23 protein-coding genes are annotated in these 22169 nt (G+C 58.0%); 13 read left to right on the top strand and 10 right to left on the bottom strand.

Annotation, left to right across the window (positions count from 1 at the left end):
• The first annotated feature begins 11 nt into the window (after nt 1-11).
• Nucleotides 12-1409, top strand: coding sequence for an aminotransferase class I/II-fold pyridoxal phosphate-dependent enzyme (locus AC6EI9_RS05265; RefSeq protein WP_498469473.1), 1398 nt, complete (start codon nt 12-14; stop codon nt 1407-1409).
• A 20-nt stretch (nt 1410-1429) separates the two neighbouring features.
• Entirely contained in the window at nt 1430-2347 is a 918-nt protein-coding gene (locus AC6EI9_RS05260) for a phosphatidate cytidylyltransferase (protein WP_498469472.1), read from the top strand.
• A 33-nt stretch (nt 2348-2380) separates the two neighbouring features.
• On the opposite strand, the gene AC6EI9_RS05255 is transcribed toward AC6EI9_RS05260, so the two are convergent.
• From AC6EI9_RS05255 to AC6EI9_RS05235, 5 genes are all read right to left on the bottom strand, one after another.
• Nucleotides 2381-3010, bottom strand: coding sequence for an LmeA family phospholipid-binding protein (locus tag AC6EI9_RS05255; protein ID WP_498469471.1), 630 nt, complete (start codon nt 3008-3010; stop codon nt 2381-2383).
• Nucleotides 3011-3046: 36 nt separating this feature from the next.
• The gene (locus AC6EI9_RS05250) at nt 3047-3946 is read right to left on the bottom strand and encodes an alpha/beta fold hydrolase (protein WP_498469470.1); all 900 of its coding nucleotides are present in this window, start codon (nt 3944-3946) and stop codon (nt 3047-3049) included.
• Nucleotides 3943-5067: an iron-containing alcohol dehydrogenase family protein gene (locus AC6EI9_RS05245; protein ID WP_498469469.1), complete on the bottom strand. Its 1125-nt coding sequence runs from the start codon at nt 5065-5067 to the stop codon at nt 3943-3945. The genes AC6EI9_RS05250 and AC6EI9_RS05245 overlap by 4 nt, the downstream gene beginning before the upstream one ends.
• Nucleotides 5068-5072: 5 nt before the next feature.
• Nucleotides 5073-7658 carry an ATP-dependent Clp protease ATP-binding subunit gene (locus tag AC6EI9_RS05240; protein ID WP_498469468.1) on the bottom strand — a complete coding sequence of 862 codons (2586 nt, stop codon included), beginning with the start codon at nt 7656-7658 and terminating at the stop codon, nt 5073-5075.
• A 138-nt stretch (nt 7659-7796) separates the two neighbouring features.
• Nucleotides 7797-8285, bottom strand: a complete 489-nt coding sequence (locus AC6EI9_RS05235; protein ID WP_498469467.1) for a GNAT family N-acetyltransferase — start codon at nt 8283-8285, stop codon at nt 7797-7799.
• Nucleotides 8286-8345: 60 nt separating this feature from the next.
• Between AC6EI9_RS05235 and lysA the strand changes: the two genes are divergently transcribed.
• From lysA to AC6EI9_RS05200, 7 genes are read left to right on the top strand one after another with little or no spacing between them, the layout of a single operon-like run.
• Nucleotides 8346-9707, top strand: coding sequence for a diaminopimelate decarboxylase (gene lysA / locus AC6EI9_RS05230; RefSeq protein ID WP_498469466.1), 1362 nt, complete (start codon nt 8346-8348; stop codon nt 9705-9707).
• A 27-nt stretch (nt 9708-9734) separates the two neighbouring features.
• On the top strand, nt 9735-10568 hold the full coding sequence (gene cdaA / locus AC6EI9_RS05225) for a diadenylate cyclase CdaA (protein ID WP_498469465.1): 834 nt from the start codon (nt 9735-9737) through the stop codon (nt 10566-10568).
• Nucleotides 10565-11362 carry an undecaprenyl pyrophosphate synthase gene (gene uppS, locus AC6EI9_RS05220; RefSeq protein WP_498469464.1) on the top strand — a complete coding sequence of 266 codons (798 nt, stop codon included), beginning with the start codon at nt 10565-10567 and terminating at the stop codon, nt 11360-11362. The genes cdaA and uppS overlap by 4 nt, the downstream gene beginning before the upstream one ends.
• 26 nt (nt 11363-11388) lie before the next feature.
• Nucleotides 11389-12396: a biotin synthase BioB gene (gene bioB, locus AC6EI9_RS05215; RefSeq protein WP_498469463.1), complete on the top strand. Its 1008-nt coding sequence runs from the start codon at nt 11389-11391 to the stop codon at nt 12394-12396.
• Nucleotides 12393-13373 (top strand): oxygen-dependent tRNA uridine(34) hydroxylase TrhO, encoded by a 981-nt coding sequence (gene trhO / locus AC6EI9_RS05210; protein WP_498469462.1) that lies wholly within the window; start codon nt 12393-12395, stop codon nt 13371-13373. Before bioB ends, trhO begins: the two co-directional genes overlap by 4 nt.
• Nucleotides 13370-14371 (top strand): DUF952 domain-containing protein, encoded by a 1002-nt coding sequence (locus AC6EI9_RS05205; protein WP_498469461.1) that lies wholly within the window; start codon nt 13370-13372, stop codon nt 14369-14371. The genes trhO and AC6EI9_RS05205 overlap by 4 nt, the downstream gene beginning before the upstream one ends.
• Nucleotides 14371-14865, top strand: a complete 495-nt coding sequence (locus tag AC6EI9_RS05200; RefSeq protein ID WP_498469460.1) for a hypothetical protein — start codon at nt 14371-14373, stop codon at nt 14863-14865. Before AC6EI9_RS05205 ends, AC6EI9_RS05200 begins: the two co-directional genes overlap by 1 nt.
• On the opposite strand, the gene lipA is transcribed toward AC6EI9_RS05200, so the two are convergent.
• Complete coding sequence (lipA, locus tag AC6EI9_RS05195) at nt 14850-15842, bottom strand: lipoyl synthase (RefSeq protein ID WP_498469459.1); 993 nt, start codon at nt 15840-15842, stop codon at nt 14850-14852. The genes AC6EI9_RS05200 and lipA overlap by 16 nt on opposite strands.
• A 20-nt stretch (nt 15843-15862) precedes the next feature.
• Nucleotides 15863-16432 carry a recombination mediator RecR gene (gene recR, locus AC6EI9_RS05190; RefSeq protein WP_498469920.1) on the bottom strand — a complete coding sequence of 190 codons (570 nt, stop codon included), beginning with the start codon at nt 16430-16432 and terminating at the stop codon, nt 15863-15865.
• Between the two features lie 117 nt (nt 16433-16549).
• Here recR and psbP point away from each other — a divergent pair, with 117 nt between their 5' ends.
• From psbP to AC6EI9_RS05175, 3 genes are all read left to right on the top strand, one after another.
• On the top strand, nt 16550-17104 hold the full coding sequence (gene psbP / locus AC6EI9_RS05185) for a photosystem II reaction center PsbP (protein WP_067098923.1): 555 nt from the start codon (nt 16550-16552) through the stop codon (nt 17102-17104).
• A gap of 72 nt (nt 17105-17176) precedes the next feature.
• Entirely contained in the window at nt 17177-18499 is a 1323-nt protein-coding gene (locus tag AC6EI9_RS05180; protein WP_498469458.1) for an NHLP bacteriocin system secretion protein, read from the top strand.
• Nucleotides 18500-18514: 15 nt separating this feature from the next.
• Nucleotides 18515-18691: a hypothetical protein gene (locus AC6EI9_RS05175; RefSeq protein WP_498469457.1), complete on the top strand. Its 177-nt coding sequence runs from the start codon at nt 18515-18517 to the stop codon at nt 18689-18691.
• A gap of 36 nt (nt 18692-18727) precedes the next feature.
• On the opposite strand, the gene AC6EI9_RS05170 is transcribed toward AC6EI9_RS05175, so the two are convergent.
• Both AC6EI9_RS05170 and AC6EI9_RS05165 read right to left on the bottom strand, forming a co-directional pair.
• Complete coding sequence (locus AC6EI9_RS05170; RefSeq protein ID WP_498469456.1) at nt 18728-18892, bottom strand: metallothionein; 165 nt, start codon at nt 18890-18892, stop codon at nt 18728-18730.
• A gap of 228 nt (nt 18893-19120) precedes the next feature.
• A complete protein-coding gene (locus AC6EI9_RS05165; protein ID WP_498469455.1) occupies nt 19121-19996 on the bottom strand; it encodes an EamA family transporter in 876 nt (291 codons plus the stop codon).
• Between the two features lie 162 nt (nt 19997-20158).
• Between AC6EI9_RS05165 and AC6EI9_RS05160 the strand changes: the two genes are divergently transcribed.
• Nucleotides 20159-20305 (top strand): hypothetical protein, encoded by a 147-nt coding sequence (locus AC6EI9_RS05160; protein WP_498469454.1) that lies wholly within the window; start codon nt 20159-20161, stop codon nt 20303-20305.
• Nucleotides 20306-20324: 19 nt separating this feature from the next.
• Here the strand turns inward: AC6EI9_RS05160 and AC6EI9_RS05155 are convergent, their stop codons facing one another.
• Nucleotides 20325-22154 carry a TolC family protein gene (locus AC6EI9_RS05155; RefSeq protein ID WP_498469453.1) on the bottom strand — a complete coding sequence of 610 codons (1830 nt, stop codon included), beginning with the start codon at nt 22152-22154 and terminating at the stop codon, nt 20325-20327.
• Nucleotides 22155-22169 lie beyond the last annotated feature (15 nt).

Genomic DNA, 22169 nt, shown 5'->3' with positions numbered 1-22169 from the left:
TCCCTGTGCTCATGCCGTCGCTTCTCGAGCTTCTGCGACCGGATCGACGTCTGGCCTTGCATCTTCCTGTGCATGGTCGTGGAGCAGCTCTGCCGCCGCTGTTGCAGCGTTTGCTGCGTCAATCACCGGGTAGCTGGGACCTGCCTGAGTTGCCCGAGATCGGCGGCCCGCTCGAATCACAGGGAGCTGTGGCCATCAGTCAGGCGCGGCTGGCTGCAGCTATGGGTGTTGATCACTGCTGGTTTGGCGTGAATGGTGCCACGGGTTTGCTCCAGGCCGGTCTGCTTGCGATGGCGCAACCGGGAGATGCTGTGCTGCTCCCTCGCAATGCCCATCGTTCATTGATCGCTGCCTGCGAGCTGGGGGGAGTGATGCCGGTGTTTATGCCGGTGCCGTTTTTTGCCGATCGCGGTCACGCCGGTGCGATGACCGCTGAGGGCTTGCGGCAGAGCCTGGACCCCTGGCCTGATCCAGGTCGCCCTATTGCTGGTGCTGTTCTTGTTCACCCCACCTATCACGGCTACTCCGCTGAGATTGTCGAGCTGATCGAGCTGCTCCACCGCAGGGGGTTGCCGGTGATGGTGGATGAAGCCCATGGCACCCATCTGGCCTTCACTGCCGAGCAGGACAGCCCTGTGTCTGCTCTTGCCGCCGGAGCTGATCTGGTTGTGCATTCGCTGCATAAATCCGCGCCTGGTCTGGCACAGACGGCAGTCCTCTGGCATCGCGCTCAACGATTGGACCATGAACAGGTTCAACGTTCTTTGGCCCGACTTCAGACCACGAGTCCCAGTTCCCTTTTGCTGGCTTCTTGTGAGACAACCCTCGATTGGATGCTGTCCAGCCGCTGGACGTCGCTCTTCGAGGCTCGTCGGCAGCAATCCATCCAGCTGATCCATGCTCTGCGAGAGCAGGGAGTCTTGCTTCACCCCAGTGATGATCCTCTGCGACTGATCCTTGCGACGGGAGAGCTTGGCCTGAGCGGCCTGGATGCAGATGATTTCTGCATGCGTCAGGGCGTGATCGCTGAGTTGCCTGAGCCTCTGTGTCTCACGTTCTGTCTTGGATTCGCTCGGCATCGGGGTTTGGCCAAGCGACTGCTGAGGATTTGGCAGGCGCTGGCTCGTGAAGGAGATGGTGTGCCGCTGCCTGTCATTCCTGATCCACCCTTGCAGAGCACGTCGATTCCTGAACTCACCCCTGATGAAGCACAACGGCTTCCCCACTGCATTCGCCCATTGACTGAGTGCGTTGATCAGATCGCTGCTGAGCTGATTTGCCCTTATCCACCGGGAGTTCCCCTGCTCGTCCCTGGAGAGAGAATCTCCGCAGATCGAAGCCAGTGGCTGCAGTCGCAGCATTTGCGATGGCCTGATCAGGTGCCCGGTATGGTGAAGGTTCTGGCCTGAAGGGCCCTGGGATCTGACAGGTGATTTCAGACGCCACAACCGGGAAGGCCTTGAGCAAGCGGCGAGTTGCCGATCACAAACGCCTGGTCAGCGGGTTGCTTGTGGGTCTGTTTGGCCTGGTGGTGGTGGGTCTGGGTGGTTGGTGGTTCACGATCGCCTTGGGGGTGATTGTGCATCTGGGTTTGCTGGAGTTCTTCCGCATGGCCCAGTTCAAAGGCATGCGTCCAGCCACAAAAACCACACTCGTGGCCTGCCAGTTACTGCTGATCAGCACGCAGTGGTCTGTGAACGGAGGCATCGCGTCTTCTCTCGCTGATGCGGTGTTGCCTCTCTCTGGAGCTGCCATTTGTGGCTGGTTGCTGCTGCAACCGATCACCGGTTCGATTGCGGACATCGCCGCATCGATCTTTGGACTGTTTTATCTGGGGTTTTTGCCCAGTCACTGGTTGCGGCTTCGCAACCTTCAGGCTGCGGATATCGCCCCGCTGGTGGATCGCATCTCCTGGAACTGGATCAGCTCCGGTCTGCTGATCACTCTGATGGCCTGCCTGATGGTGGTTGCGAGTGATATCGGCTCCTACGCCATTGGTCGCCGCTTCGGTCACCACCCTCTCTCTCCGATTTCCCCAGGCAAAACCATCGAAGGTGCTTATGGAGGACTGGTTTCTGCGGTGCTGCTCGGTGCTCTTGGCGGTGCATTGCTGGAGTGGCCCTACGGACCTTTGACCGGTGGTTGCTTGGGTGCGCTCGTAGCCCTCTTTGCTCTGGTGGGTGATCTCACTGAATCGATGATGAAGCGGGATGCCGGCGTGAAGGATTCCGGGGATGCCCTGCCGGGCCATGGCGGAATCCTGGATCGGATCGACAGCTATCTGTTCACACCAGCGGTGGTGTTCTACGTGGTGACCCTGGTGATGCCCGTGATCGCTCGGGGTTGAACGGTTCAGGGTGAATTTTCAGGAGTGAACTTTTCAGGGTTGAACGGTGGCATTGCCTTTGATCACCAGCTGACCGCCCTGCAGACGGGCATCGATGATTTGGATGGAAGGATCCATTGGCAGCAATAACTCCCCTTCCGCATCGCAGTGGTTCACTCTGATCGTGCCCCGAACCGCGCAGAGGGAGAAGCTTCGCTGCACCGGGTCTTTGCCTGTGATCACATCAGCGGTGAGCACCAATCGATCGTTGTCGATTGCCAGTGAGCGCAGCGGCGTCAGCCCCATCAGCTGTTCAGCCAGTAGATCCGCCAACCATCGCCAGCGATCAGTCGCCAGAGCTTTGTTGAGATCAGTTCCGCTCAGCACCACCTCCCCCTCGATGCTGAAAGGGTCCTTGAGCTGCAGCGGCTGGTTGGGTTGCCCAGGGCGGAAGATTGTTTTCAGTTCGCCGGATTGCAATTCGGCGCGCAGCAATGGCAGCTGTTCAAAACTCACTCTGCGTGCCTCGAGCGAGACACCTTTCAACCGACCTCTCAGCAGCTCAATGGCTGAACCCTCAAGGGCCAGGTTCAACTCCTCAACAGAGTCGCACTGCTTGCGAATCCAGCGTTGAAGACCACTGGCCAGAAGCTGGAGAACGGGGCCTGAGCTGGTCTGGGGCATGAAAGCTGGGCACCACGATGGCAGATCAGAACCTCATCATCCGACGAGGTCCGATGGACGGCTGATCAACAGCGTCGATTGGAACCAGTTGAGACAGCGTTCGGCAACTCGATCGGGCTGGTCAATGTGCGGAAGATGTCCGCAATCCTCAAACTGTTCAATCCTGTCGGTGAGGATCAGAGCCGCCGCTTTCTTTTGCGGAGCCCTGAGGATTCTGTCGTTGTCTCCCCAAATCACGTGCAGAGGCTGATCGGGAAGCGGTGTGCCGCAACCTGAAAATCCTCCGCTGCGTGCAAAAGCTGCGAGTGCCTCTGCCCAGCCGGGGCACTGCAGATGCAGTGAAGCGATCTGTTCTTCCGCGGCACCCACGTTGGCGTCGGGATCGGCAAAGGCCTGGCGGCAAAGACCTCGACGCACTCCTGGTCGACTGAGGAACCAGGCGCCGAAGCGATCTAGCAGGGGGGGGACAGGCATCGGTTTGCCGGTGAGTCCTGCTGGAGCAAGCAGCATCAACGACTTGATCTGATGCGGGTGACGGCGCGCCATCTCAACGGCAACGGACCCTCCCATCGATGCTCCGATCAAGCCGCACGGAGCTGTCTTCGGGATGTGCGCAAGCACGGCATCAAGATGACTGAGCACCTGTTCGGGTCCGTAGTTCACATCGAGGGGACGCGGTGAAAAGCCAAAGCCGAACAGATCGGGAATCAACAGTTGAAAGTGTTGACTCAGCAGTGGGGCCAGGCGCCGATATTCCAGGAAACTGCTGTCGAACCCGTGAAGCAGCAACAGAGGGGGACCCTGCCCCAACACTGCGACAGGAAATGGTGCGTCAATCTTGAGTTCTGGCAGCTCCCACCACTCGAGATGCTCCGCCAGGTTGCTGGCCTTGGGGTCCAGCAGTTCGCCTTTGATCGAAGCCAGCAGAGCTTTCAAGGCAACACTGCGCTTGTTTCAGCAGCTCCAACAAGAGCTTTCATCAAGGCGCCTGGAGTGACTTCAAAGGGAAGATGATGCAGATCAGATCCGTCTCGACAAGCGAACTGGCAGACCTGCTGCAGTTGATTGAGGCTGGCATGACCCAGCCCTAGATCATCGAGGCAAACGGGCAGACCCAGTTCGCGCAGCAGTGGCAACAGCTGGCGATGGGCCTGCGCCGCTAAACGATTGCCGCCGAGACGCTCCTCGAGGCGCAACTGAACGAGCACCCCAAAGCCCACCTTCTCGCCATGAAGAACGGAATGGCACGCTTCGAGCTGAGTCAGGCCGTTATGAACGGCGTGAGCGGCCACCGTTCGACAGCGAGCACCACCGAGACCCCCGATCACTCCTGCAGTGAGTCCGCAGGCATCCACAACCCGTTTCCATGCTTCGCAGCCAGGTTCTTGGATGGCCTCGATACTGTCGATGAGCAGCTGGTCCCGCAGAACTCGGGCCATCTGCACAGCCTGCTGAATCACTCCGTCCCGACTCGAGCCGCTGCTCACGGAGGCTTCGTACCACTTGGCGAGAGCGTCGGCGATCCCACTGGCAAGAGTGCGTGTCGGTGCCTTCAGCAGCAACTCGTGATCGAAAACCAGCAGGTCAGGGCAGCCCTTAAGGCCTTGATCGCGCTCAAAGGCGCCATCGGGGCTGTACAGATTCGAGAGAGCGGTCCAACCGGCGCAGGTTGCTGCACTAAGTGGAACCGTGACACAGGGGACGTCAAGTCTGTCGGCGAGCAACTTGCCCGCATCGAGAACTTTGCCGCCTCCTGCTGCGATCACCCCATCGCAGGACTGCCGAACAAAATCGTTCTGGATCCTTTGAAGATCAAGTTCACAGCAATCGTGCTCGAGATTCTGCTGGAACACTCTCAGGCCGCTTTGATTCAGCTCACGACAAAGCTTGGACCGAATCGCCTGAGTGGACTGACTCCTTCCAAGCAGTAGCGGATTGCCAAAGAGCTTGGAAATCGGCTTCTGAGCTTCAATCCAAGCTCCCGACCCACGAATGACCTGAGCGGGAGCGATGGAATGAACTGAGATTGGACTTTTACTGGAGTCTGATTGAATCATCCAGGTCAGAGACCGGCACCAGCAAGCGCGGGGGTTTCGCTGGGAACAGCGGTGAGATGCTTCACAACCACCTTGCCATCTTCCACATCCACTTCCGCGGAATCGCCATCTTTGATGCGACCTGAAAGGACCTCTTCGGCAAGACTGTCTTCAAGCAGACGCATCACCGCACGACGCAAGGGACGGGCTCCGTAAGCAGGGTTGTAGCCCTCCTCAACGAGACGCTCCTTGAAGGCATTGGACACAGACAAGGTGATGCCTTTCTCTCCAATACGGTTGAAGACTTCTCGTAACATGATTTCTGCGATTTCCTTCACCTCTTCGCGGTTCAGTTGCCTGAAGACGATGATTTCATCGAGGCGATTGAGAAATTCAGGGCGGAAATACTGCTTGAGCTCTTCATTGACGAGCGATTTGATGCGGTTGTACTGATTTTCTTCAGCGTTTTCATCACCTGAGAACTCGAAGCCAAGACCTCCGCCTCCTTTCTCAATCACTTTCGAACCGATGTTCGAGGTCATGATGATCAGAGTGTTCTTGAAGTCAACGGTGCGTCCCTTGGAATCGGTGAGACGGCCGTCTTCCAGCAACTGCAGAAGAAGATTGAACACATCAGGATGCGCTTTCTCAATCTCGTCGAACAGAACAACGGTGTAAGGGCGTCGTCGGACGGCTTCGGTGAGCTGGCCACCCTCATTGAAACCCACGTAGCCCGGAGGTGATCCGATCAGCTTGCTGACCGTGTGCCTCTCCATGAATTCCGACATGTCAAGTCGGATCATGGCGTCTTCACTGCCGAAGAAATAGGCAGCCAAAGCTTTTGTGAGTTCAGTCTTACCCACACCAGTCGGTCCGGAGAAAATGAAGCTGGCGATTGGACGATTCGGGTTCTTGAGGCCGACACGTGCCCGTCGAATCGCTTTCGAAACTGCTTTCACAGCTTCGTCCTGACCAATCAAACGCTTATGAAGCGTCTCCTCCATGTTGAGCAGCTTGACGGACTCACTTTCAGTGAGCTTCTGCACAGGCACACCTGTCCAGGAAGCAACAATCTGTGCGATGTCCTCCTCACTCACGACCGGGGTTGTTGTTTCAGCAACGACTCCCTGGAATGAAGACTGTTCAGCACCACCAGCTGTCGATTCAGTCGATTCGCTGGTTTCAGTGGCTTCCGAAACTTCGCTGGGAGTGTCCTGGCGACTGTTCTGCAGAAGGGTGCGGATTTTTTCGCGCAGCTCAACTTCCTTGTCTCTCAGCTCTCCGGCACGAGCGAAGTCCTGCTCGCGAACAGCATCTTCCTTGTCTTTCTGAACCGTGCGCAGCTCTTTGTCGACTTCCTTGGCTTCGGGAGGAAGCTTGGAATTGAGCAGGCGCACGCGACTGCCGGCTTCATCGATCAGATCAATGGCCTTGTCAGGCAGAAAGCGATCGGAGATGTAACGATCGCCGAGGGTGGCCGCCGCTTCAAGAGCTTCATCGGTGATGCGCAGGCGGTGATGCTGCTCGTAGCGCTCACGCAGTCCGCGCAGAATTTCGATGGTGTCTTCGATCGAGGGCTCGCCGACGTTGACGGGTTGGAAACGCCGTTCAAGAGCAGCATCCCGCTCGATGTGCTTGCGGTATTCATCCAGCGTGGTGGCTCCGATGCACTGCAGCTCACCTCGGGCGAGAGCAGGTTTGAGGATGTTGGCGGCATCAATGGCACCTTCTGCAGCGCCAGCACCGATCAATGTGTGCACCTCGTCGATCACCAGGATCACGTTGCCCGCGCCCTTGATCTCCTCCATGATTTTCTTGAGGCGTTCTTCAAATTCGCCCCGGTATTTGGTGCCGGCCACCAGAAGACCGATGTCAAGGGTGAGAACACGCTTGTCTTCGAGGATGTCGGGGATGTCACCCTGCTGGATGCGCTGAGCTAAACCTTCTGCGATCGCGGTTTTGCCGACACCTGGCTCACCGATCAAGACAGGGTTGTTTTTGGTGCGGCGACCAAGGATCTGAATGACACGATCAATTTCGTTGTGACGTCCCACCACCGGATCGAGCTTGGCTTCGCTGGCCAGCTGGGTGAGATTGCTGCCGAATTCGTCGAGTGTGGGTGTTTTGGTGGATCCCTTGGAACCGGAACCACCGCCGCCACCGGCACCCACTTCAGCCGTTTCGCCCAGCATCCGAATGACCTGAGTGCGGACCTTGGCAAGATCAACCCCGAGATTTTCGAGGACACGCGCTGCAACACCTTCACCCTCTCGGATCAGCCCCAGGAGCAGGTGCTCCGTACCGATGTAGTTATGGCCGAGCTGACGTGCTTCCTCCAAAGAAAGTTCGAGCACACGTTTGGCTCTGGGTGTGAACGGAATCTCGACCGCGACGAAACCTGAACCGCGTCCGATGATTTTTTCAACCTCCACGCGAGCGTCCTTGAGATTCACGCCCATGGACTTGAGCACCTTGGCCGCGACCCCAGTTCCCTCACCGATCAGTCCGAGCAAAATCTGCTCGGTACCAACGAAATTGTGACCCAGTCGTCTCGCCTCTTCTTGGGCAAGCATGATCACCTTGATGGCCTTCTCGGTAAACCTCTCGAACATTGTTCAGGCCGACAGCTGTTCGACCCAACCTATCAGGGCTGAACGGGTTGTTGTGGATCGATGATCCAAAGGCACATCCCAGTGTTGCTGCGGGTTGATTGCCCCAGAAAGTATTAATCAATGCCGGAATGTGTTCCTTTATTCAGTTTGATCAGTGCGGAAATCCCTACCCCTTGTGATTGATCGCGACTGAAGCAGGGCGTCGTCGCCGTTGGAGTAGTAACCACTCCTGCGCCCCGTGGTGGAAAACCCGCACCGGGCGTAGAAGGCTCGAGCCTCGGCATTCGTTGATGCCACTTCAAGGCTTGCTGACAAGGCACCGAGGGCTGCCGCCCGATCCATCACCGCCTGCAGCACCCTTGTGCCTAAACCACAGCGTTGGTGTGTCGGATCCACTGCGACTGCTGTGATCTGAAGCTCATCGACCACCAACCAAGCAGAGGCCACGGCGATCAGGCTTTGATCCTCTGCGTCGATGCCCATCACCAGTCTGCTTTTGTCTGAAAGCTCCCTCCTCCACTGCTGTTTCGTCCACAGCCCCTTCAAGGCGATCCGATCAAGCTGCAGGCAGGCGCTGAGGTCGTCCGGACCCAGTGTGCGTGGGTTGATCGCCACTTCACCAACCAAAACAGCACTGCCTGGGCGACGCGCCTCTTTACATTGCCTGTCCGACCGCCTCGACGTTCCATGCCACAGCCCTATGAATCAGGGTGTGACCTGAACAGCCCGAATCGCAATCTCGCGCCGATCACTGCCGAACTTGACGATCAAGGACGTCTTGCCGTGGGCGGTTGTGTTCTCAGCGAGCTGGCCGAGCGTTACGGCACACCCTTGTATGTGCTGGATGAAACCAGCATCCGCAAGGCCTGCCAGGCCTATCGCGATGCCCTGAAGCGTCATTATCCAGGTCCCTCACTGGCGATCTACGCTTCGAAGGCCAACAGCTCAATGGCTCTGACGGCTCTTGTGGCGTCGGAGGGGCTGGGGCTTGATGCCGTTTCGGCGGGTGAATTGATGACGGCACTCGACGGCGGCATGCCTGCTGAGCGGATGGTGCTGCATGGCAACAACAAGTCGGTCGAAGAACTTGAGTTGGCCTATCGCCACGACGTGATGGTGGTTGCCGACAACCAGCACGACCTGGATTGCCTGCAGACGATTGTTCCGGAAGGAGGGCGGCCTGTACGCCTCATGCTGCGCTTCACTCCTGGGATCGAGTGCCATACACACGAGTACATCCGCACCGGGCATCTCGACAGCAAATTCGGCTTTGATCCCGATCAGCTCGAGCCCGTGCTCCGCAAACTTCAGGGATGTTTGTGGGCAAGGGTTGAAGGCCTGCATGCCCATATCGGTTCGCAGATTTTCGAGCTCGAGCCCCATCGCGACCTGGCTGCTGTCATGGCGGATGGCCTGCGCTTGGCCCTTGAGCTCGGCCATCCCGTTCGCGATCTGAACGTTGGTGGCGGTCTGGGCATCCGTTACGTGGAAAGTGACGATCCGCCGTCGATCGATGCCTGGGTGAAAGTGGTGGCTGAAGCCGTCGTAGCGGCCTGCAGAGAGCGAGATCTTGAGCTGCCGCGTTTGCTCTGCGAGCCAGGCCGATCGCTGGTTGCAACTTCAGGAGTGACTGTCTACACCGTCGGCTCCCGCAAGGTGGTTCCGGGGATCCGCACCTACCTCTCCGTCGATGGGGGCATGAGCGACAACCCCAGACCGATCACCTATCAATCCCTTTACACCACCTGTCTGGCGGACCGCCCTCTGGCCAATGCTGAGGAGACAGTGACTCTGGCGGGCAAACACTGTGAGTCGGGAGATGTGCTGCTCAAGGATCTTGCTTTCCCCGCCTGCAGCAGTGGCGAAATCCTGGCGGTCTTCGCCACCGGGGCTTACAACGCGTCGATGAGTTCCAACTACAACCGCATTCCAAGACCAGCTGCGGTGCTTGTGCAAGCAGGAGAGGCTGAACTGGTTCAGCGTCGAGAGCAGCCGGAAGATCTGCTGCGTTACGACCTGATGCCTGAACGGTTGCGCTCTGTAAACTGAGGACACCAAAGGGCGAAGGCGAAGGTGTTGGAGGTGTTGCAACTGCGCCTTCTTCTCGACGTTCTCTGCGCCTCTCTCCTCGGCTTTCTGCTCTTCACCAGAGTCAATGAGCAACGCACGCTCTGGCTGTTGCGTGGGTACCTCTTCCTTGTGGCGCTTGCCTGGTTCGTCAAGCGCTTTTTCAATCTTCCACTCACCTCAACGCTGATTGATGCGTTGGTTCTGGCCTGCTCACTGTCGCTGGCCATTCTCTGGCAAGGAGAGTTGCGTCGGTTGATGGAACTGCTCGGCACTGGCCGTCTTGCTGTGTTGCTGGGGAATCCCCAGAGCAAAATGAGGGCGACTGCCAGCACCGTGGCTCAGCTCACCGATGCGGCAGGCCGTCTCTCCAAGAGTCGTCGTGGAGCCCTGATTGTTGTTGATCTCGGCAGTGATCTCAGGCCGGAAGACTTTCTCAACCCGGGCATCACCATTGATGCCCAGCTGAGCAGCGAACTGCTGCTGAACCTGTTCGCTTCCGATACGCCTCTTCACGACGGTGCCGTCGTGATCAAGGGCAGCCGCATCATCTCCGCGGGTGTGATTCTGCCGTTGTCACGTCAGGGCATCAGTCGCTATGGCACCCGTCATCTGGCCGCTCTGGGAATCACTGAACGCTTTGATCGCTGCATCTGCGTGGTGATTTCCGAGGAGACCGGAACCCTGTCACTGGCCAACCAGGGGCGCCTTGAACGTCCGATCACCAGTTCACGCCTGCAGGATCTGCTCACCGAGTTGATTGCCGCCTCTGTGTCGACCGCGCCTGTGAAATCACCATCTCCGCGTAGCGTGGCTCCAGGCACTCAGGATTCCTTGCCTTGAGCCAAAGACTGGCCGTCAGTACTGATCAAGCTGCACCACGGTGCTGTCCTGCAGAACTGGATCCACGCAGGATGCCTGGCCATGTCGCAGTGATCATGGACGGCAACGGACGCTGGGCCAAGGCTCGCGGCCTGCCACGGGTCATGGGGCACAGGGCCGGTGTCGAGGCGCTCAAATCGACCCTCCGACATTGCAGCGACTGGGGGGTTGAAGCACTCACCGCGTATGCCTTCTCCACCGAAAACTGGTCGCGTCCAGGGGACGAGGTCAATTTTTTGATGACTCTGTTTGAAAGTGTTCTGCAGAGAGAACTGCAGGCGCTTGAGCAGGAACAGGTGCGAATTCGCTTTCTAGGAGACCTGGACGCACTGCCGGTCAAGCTGCAGGGACTGATCGCTGAAGCCACGCAGCGGACATCCGGAAACAGCGGCATTCATTTCAATGTCTGCACCAATTACGGAGGTCGTCGTGAGTTGGTGCGTGCCAGTCAGCGGCTGGCGGAACGCGTTGCCTGTGGAGAGCTGGAGCCATCGCAAATCGATGAAAATGCCTTGGCGGCAGAGTTATTCACGGCGGGTGAGCCTGATCCGGATCTGCTGATTCGCACCAGCGGCGAGCGGCGGATCAGCAATTTCCTGCTCTGGCAGCTGGCCTATGCCGAGATACATGTCACCGATCTCTGCTGGCCGGATTTCGATGCCGAGGCTCTCCAGCTCGCACTGCAGGATTACCAGAGCCGTCAGCGACGTTTTGGTGGACTTCAGTCCATGGAGCCCCACGCTCTGGGATCCTGAGTGCAGCAGCAATGGTGGCTGGTTCAATGACGGACACGGTGGACCTACGCCACGACTGGACGCTTGAGGAGATTCAAGACCTTCTTGACCTTCCTTTGATGGATTTGCTCTGGCGCGCCCAAAGCGTGCATCGAGCCGCCAATCCTGGGTACCGGGTGCAGCTGGCTTCGTTGTTGAGCGTCAAGACCGGTGGCTGCGAGGAGGACTGTGCCTACTGCTCTCAGTCGATGTACAACAGCAGTGATGTGGGCGGTCAGGCCGATCTGGAGGTAAAGGCGGTTCTGGACAGGGCTCGTGCAGCGGCCGATGCCGGTGCCGATCGCTTTTGCATGGGCTGGGCCTGGAGGGAGATCCGTGAAGGACCTGCCTTCGAGTCGATGCTGAGGATGGTTCGAGGTGTGCGTGAGCTGGGCCTTGAAGCCTGTGTCACTGCAGGAATGCTCACCGATACGCAGGCGGAGCGTCTGGCTGAAGCAGGACTCACGGCCTACAACCACAACCTCGACACCAGTCCTGAGCACTACGACCGGATCATCACCACCCGAACCTATGAGGAGAGGCTGGAAACACTGCAACGAGTGCGTCGCGCCGGAGTCACGCTTTGCTGCGGTGGAATCATCGGCATGGGCGAAACGCTTCGCGACCGTGCCTCGATGCTGCGGGTTCTGGCCTGCATTGACCCACATCCGGAAAGTGTCCCGATCAATGGTTTGGTGGCTGTTGAGGGAACCCCCCTGGAAGGTCTGCCTACCGTTGATCCGCTTGAGTTGGTGCGGATGGTGGCCGTTGCCCGAATCCTGATGCCGTTCAGCCGTGTGCGACTGAGCGCTGGTCGGGAAGAACTGAATCGGGAAGCTCAGATCCTCTGCCTTCAGGCAGGTGCGGACTCAATCTTTTACGGCGATACCTTGCTCACAACGGGTAACCCTGCTGTGGATTCCGACCGGGCTCTGCTGGAAGCTGCCGGGGTTCAGGCCAGCTGGCAGGACCAGGCACTCGAGAGGCAGCCTGAGCAGGAGAAAGCAGCGGCATGACGGCGGCGCAAGCCGACAGCCCATCGTTTCTCGTGGCGGCATTTTACGCCTTCACGTCGCTTTCACCTGATGCACTGGAGTCGTTGCTGGCAGATCTGCCAGAACTGGCGGTTCGCACACAGGTTGTTGGTTCAGTGTTGCTGGCACCAGAAGGTGTGAATGGCACGATCAGCGGTCCCGACCAGGGCGTGACCGCGATGCTGGAGTGCCTGCGCAGCAGGATCTCACTTGGGGATGCCCATTTCGAGCGCCTTCAGGTGAAGCGGAGCCGCTGTAACCGCCAGGCCTTCCGTCGTTTCAAGGCCCGTCGCAAGCGCGAGATCGTGAGCCTGGGGCAGCCTTGTGCTGATCCCCGCCGCAATGTGGGGACCTACGTGGACCCCTGCAATTGGAATGAGTTGGTGGATGACCCCGACACGCTGGTCATCGACACCCGGAACTCCTATGAGGTGGCTGTCGGCAGCTTTGTGGGTTCTCTGGATCCGGCAACTGACAGTTTCCGGGATTTCCCTGACTGGGTGGAACAGCATCTCCGACCACTGGTTGAGCGCACATCTCCAGCGCGCATCGCCATGTTCTGTACCGGTGGAATCCGTTGTGAAAAGGCCAGCAGCTTTCTGCAACAGCGCGGATTCCCCGAGGTTCATCATCTTCAGGGCGGCATTCTCAACTATCTGGAGCAGGTGCCTGAAGAGCAAAGCCGCTGGGAGGGTGAGTGTTTCGTGTTTGATCAGCGAGTCGCCCTCAACCATCAGCTCGAGCCTGGCCAGCACAGCCTGTGCCATGCCTGTGGTCTGCCGCTGACGCCGGAGCAGCGGCAACTGGAGAGTTACATCCCCGGGGTGCAGTGTCTGCAGTGCAAAGACCGTTTCACGGATGGCGACAGGGCACGCTTCGCGATGCGGCAGAGCCAGCTCAGGCAAGGCGTCCTCTCGCAATCCTCCGGCTGGCGATCAAGGCCCGACACGTACGGATGAGCGCACGGCCTGTTCTCTACAGCTTTCGTCGCTGTCCCTATGCGATGCGCGCACGCTGGACCTTGTTGCAGGCAGGCCAGCTTGTCCACTGGAGGGAAATTGAACTCCAGGACAAACCAGCGCCGATGCTCGAGGCATCTCCGAAAGGAACGGTGCCGGTTTTGGTTCTCGCTGACGGCACGGTGATCGATGAAAGCCTTGCGGTGATGCACTGGGCACTCAACCAGGCCGATCCCTGCGATCTCCGCCGGCAGGGTTCTGGCAAAACGCAGCACTGCATCCAGCAGCTGATTGAGCTCAACGACACGACCTTCAAACACCATCTCGACCGTTTCAAATACACCGATCGTTTTCCTGGCCAGTCCAGACAGGACCATCAACAGCAGGGGTTGGAGGTGTTGCGGAGTTGGTCTGATCGGATCGCTGACTGTGGTGGCTGGCTCGTGGATTCCAGCTGTTCCCTCGCAGATGTCGCACTGTGGCCGTTTGTGCGTCAGTGGCGCATCGCTGATCCTGCGGGGTTTGATGCTGATCAATCCCTGCAGCCGCTGCGTGGGTGGTTAAGGCGTTTTCTGCAAGATCCTGATTTTGAGCGCCTCATGCAGAGGGCTGATCCCTGGCACCCCGGGGGACTTCAGCCCCTGTTCCCCGCGGATGCCGTCGACGTTCCAGCTGACCAACCCCTGTTCCATCTGGCGCTGGCTGAGGACTGGAAAGCCGCAAGCCTGTCGGGTCAGTACGACATGTCCACCCGAGGACTGCGACTTGACCAGGTGGGATTCATTCATCTGTCTTGGCGTGAACAGGTGGCAGCCACCTTTGAGCGCTTCTATGCGGATGCGGAGTCTGTGCTCTTGCTCACGATTGATGCTGCGCGACTGACCGCCCCTCTCCGTGCCGATGCGATTGCAAGCGGAGAGTTGTTTCCGCACCTTTATGGGCCCTTGCCCCTTGAGGCTGTTGTCGATTGGGCTCCGTACCTCGATTCGGAGCGCTGATGCTGGATCAACTTGAAATGGAGGCCCGTGAACGGGGGCTGCTGCTGAGACTTCAAGTGGGCCGCCCTCTGGGGCTGTGGAGTCTGCGGCTTGTGGTGGCTCGTTCGCAGTCGGAACGACTGCAGCTTCTCGGCGAGATGAAAGCCTGGGCTTACAGCGGTCCTCGTGGATTGCAACTGGACACGATGCGCGTGCTGCCGGCTGCTCCTGCAGGTTGCGGTGATCTCATCTGGGCGGCAACCATGGCCTGGGCGGTTGAGGTAACCCCTTGCCGACAGGCAAGGCTGCTGGCCATTCGTGATAACGAACGACAGCATCAACGGCTTGTGCGTTATTTCAGGTGTCGTGGGTTTAAATCCGTGCGCGAGGTGCAGGCCGCTCTCTGGGATCTGCCTCTGCGCATGGTCTGGGGCGGTGCCGGAGCACTGATGCTTGGCGACTGCGAGCAGGTGCGGGACAGGGCACTGACACGTTGGCGTCAGTCCGCTGCGTGATAGCTGCTGCGCACCAGAGGCCCACTCCTCACCACAGCGAAGCCGAGCTCGCGAGCAATGGATCCAAGATCGTCGAATTCATCAGGATGCCAGTAGCGGGCGACAGGAATGTGGGCCAGTGATGGGCGCAGGTATTGCCCGATGGTGAGCCGCTGGCAGTCAACGGCACGCAGGTCGCGCATGGTTTCGATCACTTCATCCCGGCTTTCTCCCAGCCCCAGCATCAGGCCGCTTTTGGTTGGAATTTCCGGTGCCAGTGATCGTGCGGCGGCCAGCAGACCAAGTGATCGCTCATAGGTGGCTCCCCTGCGAACGTCCCGCTGTAGGCGTTTGACGGTTTCGAGGTTGTGGTTGAAACACACCGGCGCAGCTTCCAGCACTGTCGCCAACCGCTCACGTTGAGCGCTGACAGCTTGCCGAGAGTCGGCGCGCCCTCCCCAGAAATCCGGAGTCAGCACCTCGATGGCGATCAAGGGATTTCTCGCCCTGATGGCTTTCATGGCAGAGGTGAACAGACAGGCCCCATGGTCATCGAGGTCATCGCGTGCAACGGCGGTGAGCACGACGTATCGCAGCCCCATGGCTTCAACGGCATCGGCAACCTTCTCCGCTTCAAGCGGGTTGACGGCCTGCGCGCGTCCTTTCTCCACCTGGCAGAACGCACAGCTGCGCGTGCAGATCGACCCCCCCAGCAGGAACGTGGCGGTGCCGGCGGCGTAACACTCACCTCTGTTTGGGCAGCGCCCTTCCTCGCAGATGGTGTGAAGGGCGTTGGACTTCACCAGCCCCTGAACCCGTTCGATCGCAGAGGCCTCTCCCAGGGGGCGACGCAGCCACTCTGGTAACCGCTCGTGCGGCTGGATGGCTGAAAAGCGGCTGGTCTTGCGCACGCCGATGCACGGGTCTGCTTTCAGGGTGGCTCCATTTCCATCAAGAGAGAACCTGATGGCCGACTCCACACCCGTGATCGAACGCATTGCGCAGTCAGCTGAGAAGATCAGTCCACGTCGCGTCGACCCTCAAGTGCACGGCTGAGAGTCACATCGTCGGCGTACTCGAGTTCACTGCCCACCGGGAGTCCGTAGGCAATCCGGCTGACCCTTGTGAACGGTTTGAGCAATCTGGCCACGTAGAGGCTTGTGGTGTCGCCTTCCACGCTGGGGGTGAGAGCCAGAATCACTTCCTCGACCTCATCAGCGGCCACTCGCTTCACAAGGCTGCTGATCTGCAGCAGATCGGGCCCAATTCCATCCATGGGAGAGATCAGACCTCCCAGAACGTGATAACGGCCGCTGAATTCCCGGGTTCGTTCGAGAGCAAGCAGATCGCGTGAATCAGCCACCACGCAGATCTGGCCGTTGGAACGCTCCTCGTTGCGGCAAATGTCACAGACGGAATCGGCACTGAGGTGAAAGCACGTCTGGCATTGCCCGACCTGGGTGCGTGCGGCCAGCAGGGCATCCGCGAAACTGCGGATCTGCTCCTCCGGTTGTCTGAGCAGATGCAGTGCCAGTCGCTGCGCGGTGCGGGGTCCAATCCCCGGAAGTCGCTCGAACTGGTCGATCAGACGAGCAAGGGGTCGGGTGAATCCGCTCAGAACACTGAGGCAAGTGGCGAAAATCTAAACAGGGGAAGGTGCGGGCAGAATGGCGCGCATTCGGTCAACTTCAATTCAAGTTCCTCAATGGGCTCATTGCTGCGTCAACCACTCCGGTCACTGCTCGTTCTGCTTTGTGTGCTGATGCTCAGCGCCTGCGGCGGAGCCAGCGCAGGCCTCAACTCCTTCAAGAGTCCCGATGGTCGCTACGCCTTCCTTTACCCCACAGGCTGGACGCGGGTTGCGGTGACCGGTGGGCCAGCTGTGGTGTTCCACGACCTGATCCACAGTGATGAGACGGTGAGTCTGGTGGTCTCTGAGGTTGACGCCGATGATGACCTTGAGACCCTCGGCAGTGCGGTGGCCGTCGGCGAGCGGTTGCGGCGTGAGGTGATTGCTCCTGATGGCAGTGGGCGCAATGCTGAGCTGATTGAAGCCCGTGAGCGTGATTCCGATGGTCATGTCTTCTATGACCTGGAATACGCCGTGCATCTGGAGGACCGCGATCGCCATGAGCTGGCCACAGTGGTGGTTGACCGCGGTCGCCTCTACACCCTGGCGACCAGCACCAATGAAGATCGCTGGTCGAAGGTGCAGGGACTGTTCGAATCAGTGATCAGTTCGTTCACGCTGTTGATCTGAGGCTTCGGACGTTGTTCTGAACTGTCCTCTCTGCACCGACAGTGACAGTTCATCGCCAGCAAGATGGCGTTCATGACCACGTCTTCCCGCGTTGAGCGTCTTCGGGCCCGATGGAACGGCCTGACCGACCATCAGCAGGTCGGCGCCTCATTGGCCGGCATGGGTGTGCTCTTCGGTGCCTGGCTTCTGTTCTGGCCGGTGCCCACTGAAGTGGAGGGACGCGGCGTTCTGATTTATCCCGACAATGCCGGAATCCTCAATGCCAGAGCAGCTGGTCAGGTGCTGAGCATCAACACCGAGGTCGGAGATCGTGTGCGCAAGGGGCAGGTGTTGATGACTCTGTATCTGCCGGTGCTCGAGCGGAAGCTCGAGCAGCAGAAGGGCAACCTGCGCCAGTTGGTGCGTCAGAACGGGGAACTTGATGAGCGGGATGCTCTGCGGGTCCGCACAGCTCAGCTTGCCCTGGATACCGCGTTGTCCAAGCTGGATGATGATGAAAAGCGTCTGGCCAGGCTGCAGGCGACCTACAACAGCAAGGTCGACAACCTCAACTGGTTGGCGAGACGTGAGGTGGTGGCGCCTCTGGCGCAAGAGGTGGTGTCTGCGGAACAGGGGCTGACCACCACGAGTGTTCAGCTGGATGACATCAAGATTCAGCGCAAAGATCAGATCACCAATTTCCAGCAGATCAAGCTCAATATCGAGTCGGAACAGCTGGACCGACGCTTCCAAATTGATGATCTCAAGCGGGCGATCAAGGTGATGGAGGCCAGAATCGCCTTCGACGGCAATGTCACGGCAGTGCGCAGTGGCTCGGTGCTCGATCTTCAGGTCATTCAGGGGCAGACCGTCAAGCTTGGTGATCGTCTGGGCACCATTGGTCGCAACACCAGACCTCCGAAAGGCGACAACAAAACCGGTGGTGATCTGATCGCCGTGTCGTATTTCTCCCCTGCGGATGCCCGTCGACTTCCGATTGGCTTGCCTGTGGAGGTTGTACCGCTCTGGAATCAGCGCGGCCGTTTTGGTGGGATCGTCGGCAAGGTGCGCAGTGTGCTCACCCTTCCCGCCACTCAGGAAGACATCTCCACCACCATCGGCAACAACCAGCTCGCTGAGGCACTCGTCAAACACGGCCCTGTGATGCGCGCTGAAATCGAGCTGGACCGGCATCCCCGCACTGATGACGGCTATCGATGGACGCTGTCGCAGGGCAGTGGGGTCTTCCCGATCCGCGACGGTCTGACTGTGGATACATTCGCCTATGTGGAGTGGCGTTCACCGGTGACTTACATCATTCCCGGACTGCGATCTCTCACCGGTGGGTTCCGTACATTCCGCATCGATCGCATCTGGGATCTGCCGTTCCTGCGTCAGCCAGGGACCCCTCAGTGATGTTCTGACTTTTTCATGGCACTCCGTTCTCTTCTGCGTCAGGAACTTCCCTGGCTGATTTCTGAACTTGTTCTGTTGATCGTTCTGCTCAATGCCAATCCCCCTGAACTGTGGTTCTGGCTTGTTGTGTTCCTGGTGATTTTTGGCTACCGCATCGAGCGGTGGTGGTCGTCCAAGCCTGCTGCGAAGTAGCGCAGCTCTGGGATCTGAGAAAAGCTTCTCATCGGATCAGATCACCATGGCTGATGGGCACCAGCCCCGATGACATCCGCAGCTTCGCCCATTGGCGCAGGCTTCGGAGCAGAACGCTTTGCCGTTGCGCAACACTGCTTTCGCGGCATGAATGGTGCACTGACAGCCCTGGTATTGACACCTGATCAGATCAGTATCCATGGGTGACTCCGGGGTCGATGATCTCGGTTTAGTCCCACTGACTGTTTCTCAACAGGTGCAAGAGCCGTCCTTTGAGGTTCGGTTTCAGGAGCCGCCTCAGTGTGATGTGTCGCTCGGATCCTCGTAAAGACAACCACGCCTTTGGGTTTGAAATTTTTGTCTTGAGTAAAAAAAAAAACTCTGAACCAGACTTTTTCCTTCTTGAGCAAGCAGACGGCAATGTGCTTTTCAGAGTGCTTTAAGGCGTTTCTCGCCGGAAAGGATTGCACTGACTGCCGAGAGCATAATGAACACCACACCAATCCACTGATAGAGATCGAGGTGAATGTCGAATATCCAAGACTCGGCAAACGCAACGATTGGCAAATTAAGTAAGAGTATGTTTCTGAAAGTCACCGGTGGTAGTGCAAATGCGGTCTTTGAAGCGGTAAAGCTCTCCAGCATTTTTAGGCATCCAGTCGCAAGCAGCAGTACCCAAAGAACTGCCAGTGCAGGGTAAGGAGCTGCAGGTAGTCTCGAAATCAGGATCAAGCCGAAACATGCAAAAATTACCTTGCTTAACTGCTTCGAGAAAACAACCTCTTTTGCGTTAATGGTCCCCCGCATTCTACCGGTTAATATGACGGCGTTCGTGCCGAATATCAGCGTAAAAAAGCCAAATAACAGTCCGATCAATGAAAACGACTGAAGCTTCACCCCTAAAATCAGAAAAGCCCCAACTGCAGCAAAAAGTACAGCTGTGAGCTCCAGCGGCATGGGTGGTCTTGCTTCAATGCTGCATGTCCGAAGCAACAGCGTCACAGAGGACAGGCCGATGAACATTGTTGCGATGGATGCTGGTAAATAATTAATGCTTAGGAGGATCGAGAAATTAAACAATCCACTCAATAGAGCCATCGAAATCACAAGCCTCCACTGCCTGTGGTTCCACTCTTTGTAGACATGCGCTCGCTTGATGACGGATGGTATTAAGGCAATAATGCCGATGCCTGAAGCAAGCAACAGCCATGGCGAAGAAAAGTGTGCAAGAAGGTATTTAGACAGCACTATATAGATGCTGAAAATAAACGAAGTGCTGAGTCCCCAGATCAACCCCCTGACCATGGTCTTGATGCGGCTATTGTTAGACTACAAGATTCCGGCAGTAATAAATCATTTTATGGAGGCTTCCGTTGGGTGAAGTCTTTGTGATGTTGATGATCAATGCAGAGGTGATTTCACTTTTTGTGGGCTCAGTTCACTTGCTGTGAAAACGCTGTTCTACTCTTGGTGAAAGAGCATTGGAAGACAGGGATGCTGGTGCAGATGACATCAACAATGAAGAATGTGCTGGTGCTGGCAGTCCTTTTTGGTAAGCAAATTCAATCTGGCAAGTTCGGCCAAGACTCATTCAATGAGAGTCATCAGTTCTGATTGCCAGAGGTTTGGCTGGTCAGGGTTGATTGAGTTCACGCAGTGAGAAACCTTCCAGCGTGAGTTCAGTGGGCACGGTGGAGTTTGGATCCCTTGGCATTGGCAGCAGTTCGCGCAGCAGCTGGGCATAGGTCACATTCACGTCGACCGTTGCGATCAGACGATTCACCAGTGAATTCACCAGTTGCGTCTGGGTCACTGAGAGATCAATTTCATTGGTGAGCCCTGTCTTGTAGCGGAGTGTGCTGTCTCGGAAGGCTTCCTTGCTCGCTCCCACTGCGCGCCGAGCCGACACAAGCTTGGCAAGACTTGCCTCATGATTCAGGAATGCTCGTTCAAGCCGAAGCCGGATGCTGTTGCGGGTGGCGGCATACGACTGGCTTGCTGCCTGCTCCTGCAGCGAAAGGGCTTTGACGGCGTTGGTAGTTGCGCCGGCATTGAAAATCATCCAATTGAACGCAAGTCCCACGGACCAGTCGTATCCCGCCACCTGCTCCAGGGGCAGAAACGTCGCGCCGCAACATCCTTCGCCCAGCAAGGAGATGTTGAAGGTGCGTTCCACCGATGCCAAGCCTCCAACGGACGCAAACAGGCTGAGCTTGGGCAGCAACTGAGCTGCCGTTTCGTCCTGTCGCAGAGCCAAGGCCCTGCGGGTGGCGAGGATCGCATCAAGCTCAGGGTTGCTGTCGTAAGCGGCCAGCAAGGATTGCTCAAGACTAAGGGGCCAAGCCGGTGACAGGCTGATCGCGTCGCCTGCACTGGGAACGACATCGGCGGGAAGATTCAACAGGGTCCATAACGCTCTTCTTGAAACAGCTCGATCGGCCAGAGCCTGGATCAGTGCCTCCTGATCGGTGGCGAGAGTCGCATTGCGTCGCAGCAGATCCACGCGCGGCACGAGCCCTGCCTGTTTGAGATTGAGCGTGTCTTCCAGCACGATCAGGTCGGTGCGGACCACCGCATCACGAATGCGCACCAACTGCTCATTGAGCTGAAGCCGGTAGTAAGCCTCACTGACTTCGAGTTGAAGAGCCCTGAGCTGGTTGGCGTATTGCTGTTCGAACTGCTGCAGCTTGGCATCGGCGGAGCGAACTCGTGGTGTGCGGGCGAAGTCAACCAGCGCGTAGTTGAGTTGCAGTCCTGCCTGGGAGTCAACTCCGTTGGCGTTGGCATATAAACCGCCACCTGCCGGAACGTAGAACGGTCCGGCGGAGCTGCCGCTGATGTTGTCGCCGTTCTTGGTGAGCGCGAAATTGGGCGTCTGTCCTTCTTTGGCGAACAAAGGACCAAACCCGAAGTTGTTGTTGGCGTAGGGCGAGAAAGTGGTGCCGCCGTTCTGAAATCCTTCCAGATCGGCAAACACACTGACAGTGGGCCAGTAAGCCCCTGACAGTGAAGCGACCGTGGCGCCCTGCGCAGCAATTCGATCCCTTTGAATCTGAAGCTCGGGGTTGTTGCGGAAGGCGATCGAGATGGCCTGTTCCAGGCTCACGGATTTCACCTTGGACTGCTGCTCTGCCAGCCCAGGAAGGCTGAGGGGTGCATCCGGAAGGCTGTCGTCCTGGCTTAGCGCTTCATCGGCTGGACGGTTGGCGTCCATGAGGTTGGAAGGCAGTTGCGGCGCTTTCAGATCGTCCGAATCATCAAGTTCTGGAGCAGGCCCCAACAGCGTGTCCAGGCTGTCGAGTTGTTCGTTCAGTTCGTTCCAGCTGCGTTCGAGCTGATAGGTGTTGCCTCCGTAATTCATGGGCGCTGGAACGCCTGCATCCGGAGATGCCTTGGAGGCCGCTGGAACCAGCAGGCCAACAATCGGGATCAGCAAAGAACCCCTGATGAACAACCTGATCAAGGGATGAGCCTGGTG

Source organism: Synechococcus sp. MIT2312 (genome assembly GCF_059772315.1).
This window is presented reverse-complemented; position numbering and strand designations above follow the sequence as displayed.

Coding starts and splice junctions, on each gene's coding strand:
- AC6EI9_RS05265 (WP_498469473.1), top strand. CDS start 12: ATGCCGTCGCTTCTCGAGCTTCTGCGACCGGATCGACGTCTGGCCTTG.
- AC6EI9_RS05255 (WP_498469471.1), bottom strand. CDS start 3,010: ATGCCCCAGACCAGCTCAGGCCCCGTTCTCCAGCTTCTGGCCAGTGGT.
- AC6EI9_RS05245 (WP_498469469.1), bottom strand. CDS start 5,067: ATGATTCAATCAGACTCCAGTAAAAGTCCAATCTCAGTTCATTCCATC.
- AC6EI9_RS05240 (WP_498469468.1), bottom strand. CDS start 7,658: ATGTTCGAGAGGTTTACCGAGAAGGCCATCAAGGTGATCATGCTTGCC.
- lysA (WP_498469466.1), top strand. CDS start 8,346: ATGCCACAGCCCTATGAATCAGGGTGTGACCTGAACAGCCCGAATCGC.
- bioB (WP_498469463.1), top strand. CDS start 11,389: ATGACGGACACGGTGGACCTACGCCACGACTGGACGCTTGAGGAGATT.
- trhO (WP_498469462.1), top strand. CDS start 12,393: ATGACGGCGGCGCAAGCCGACAGCCCATCGTTTCTCGTGGCGGCATTT.
- AC6EI9_RS05205 (WP_498469461.1), top strand. CDS start 13,370: ATGAGCGCACGGCCTGTTCTCTACAGCTTTCGTCGCTGTCCCTATGCG.
- AC6EI9_RS05200 (WP_498469460.1), top strand. CDS start 14,371: ATGCTGGATCAACTTGAAATGGAGGCCCGTGAACGGGGGCTGCTGCTG.
- lipA (WP_498469459.1), bottom strand. CDS start 15,842: ATGCGTTCGATCACGGGTGTGGAGTCGGCCATCAGGTTCTCTCTTGAT.
- psbP (WP_067098923.1), top strand. CDS start 16,550: ATGGGCTCATTGCTGCGTCAACCACTCCGGTCACTGCTCGTTCTGCTT.
- AC6EI9_RS05180 (WP_498469458.1), top strand. CDS start 17,177: ATGACCACGTCTTCCCGCGTTGAGCGTCTTCGGGCCCGATGGAACGGC.
- AC6EI9_RS05175 (WP_498469457.1), top strand. CDS start 18,515: ATGGCACTCCGTTCTCTTCTGCGTCAGGAACTTCCCTGGCTGATTTCT.
- AC6EI9_RS05170 (WP_498469456.1), bottom strand. CDS start 18,892: ATGGATACTGATCTGATCAGGTGTCAATACCAGGGCTGTCAGTGCACC.
- AC6EI9_RS05165 (WP_498469455.1), bottom strand. CDS start 19,996: ATGGTCAGGGGGTTGATCTGGGGACTCAGCACTTCGTTTATTTTCAGC.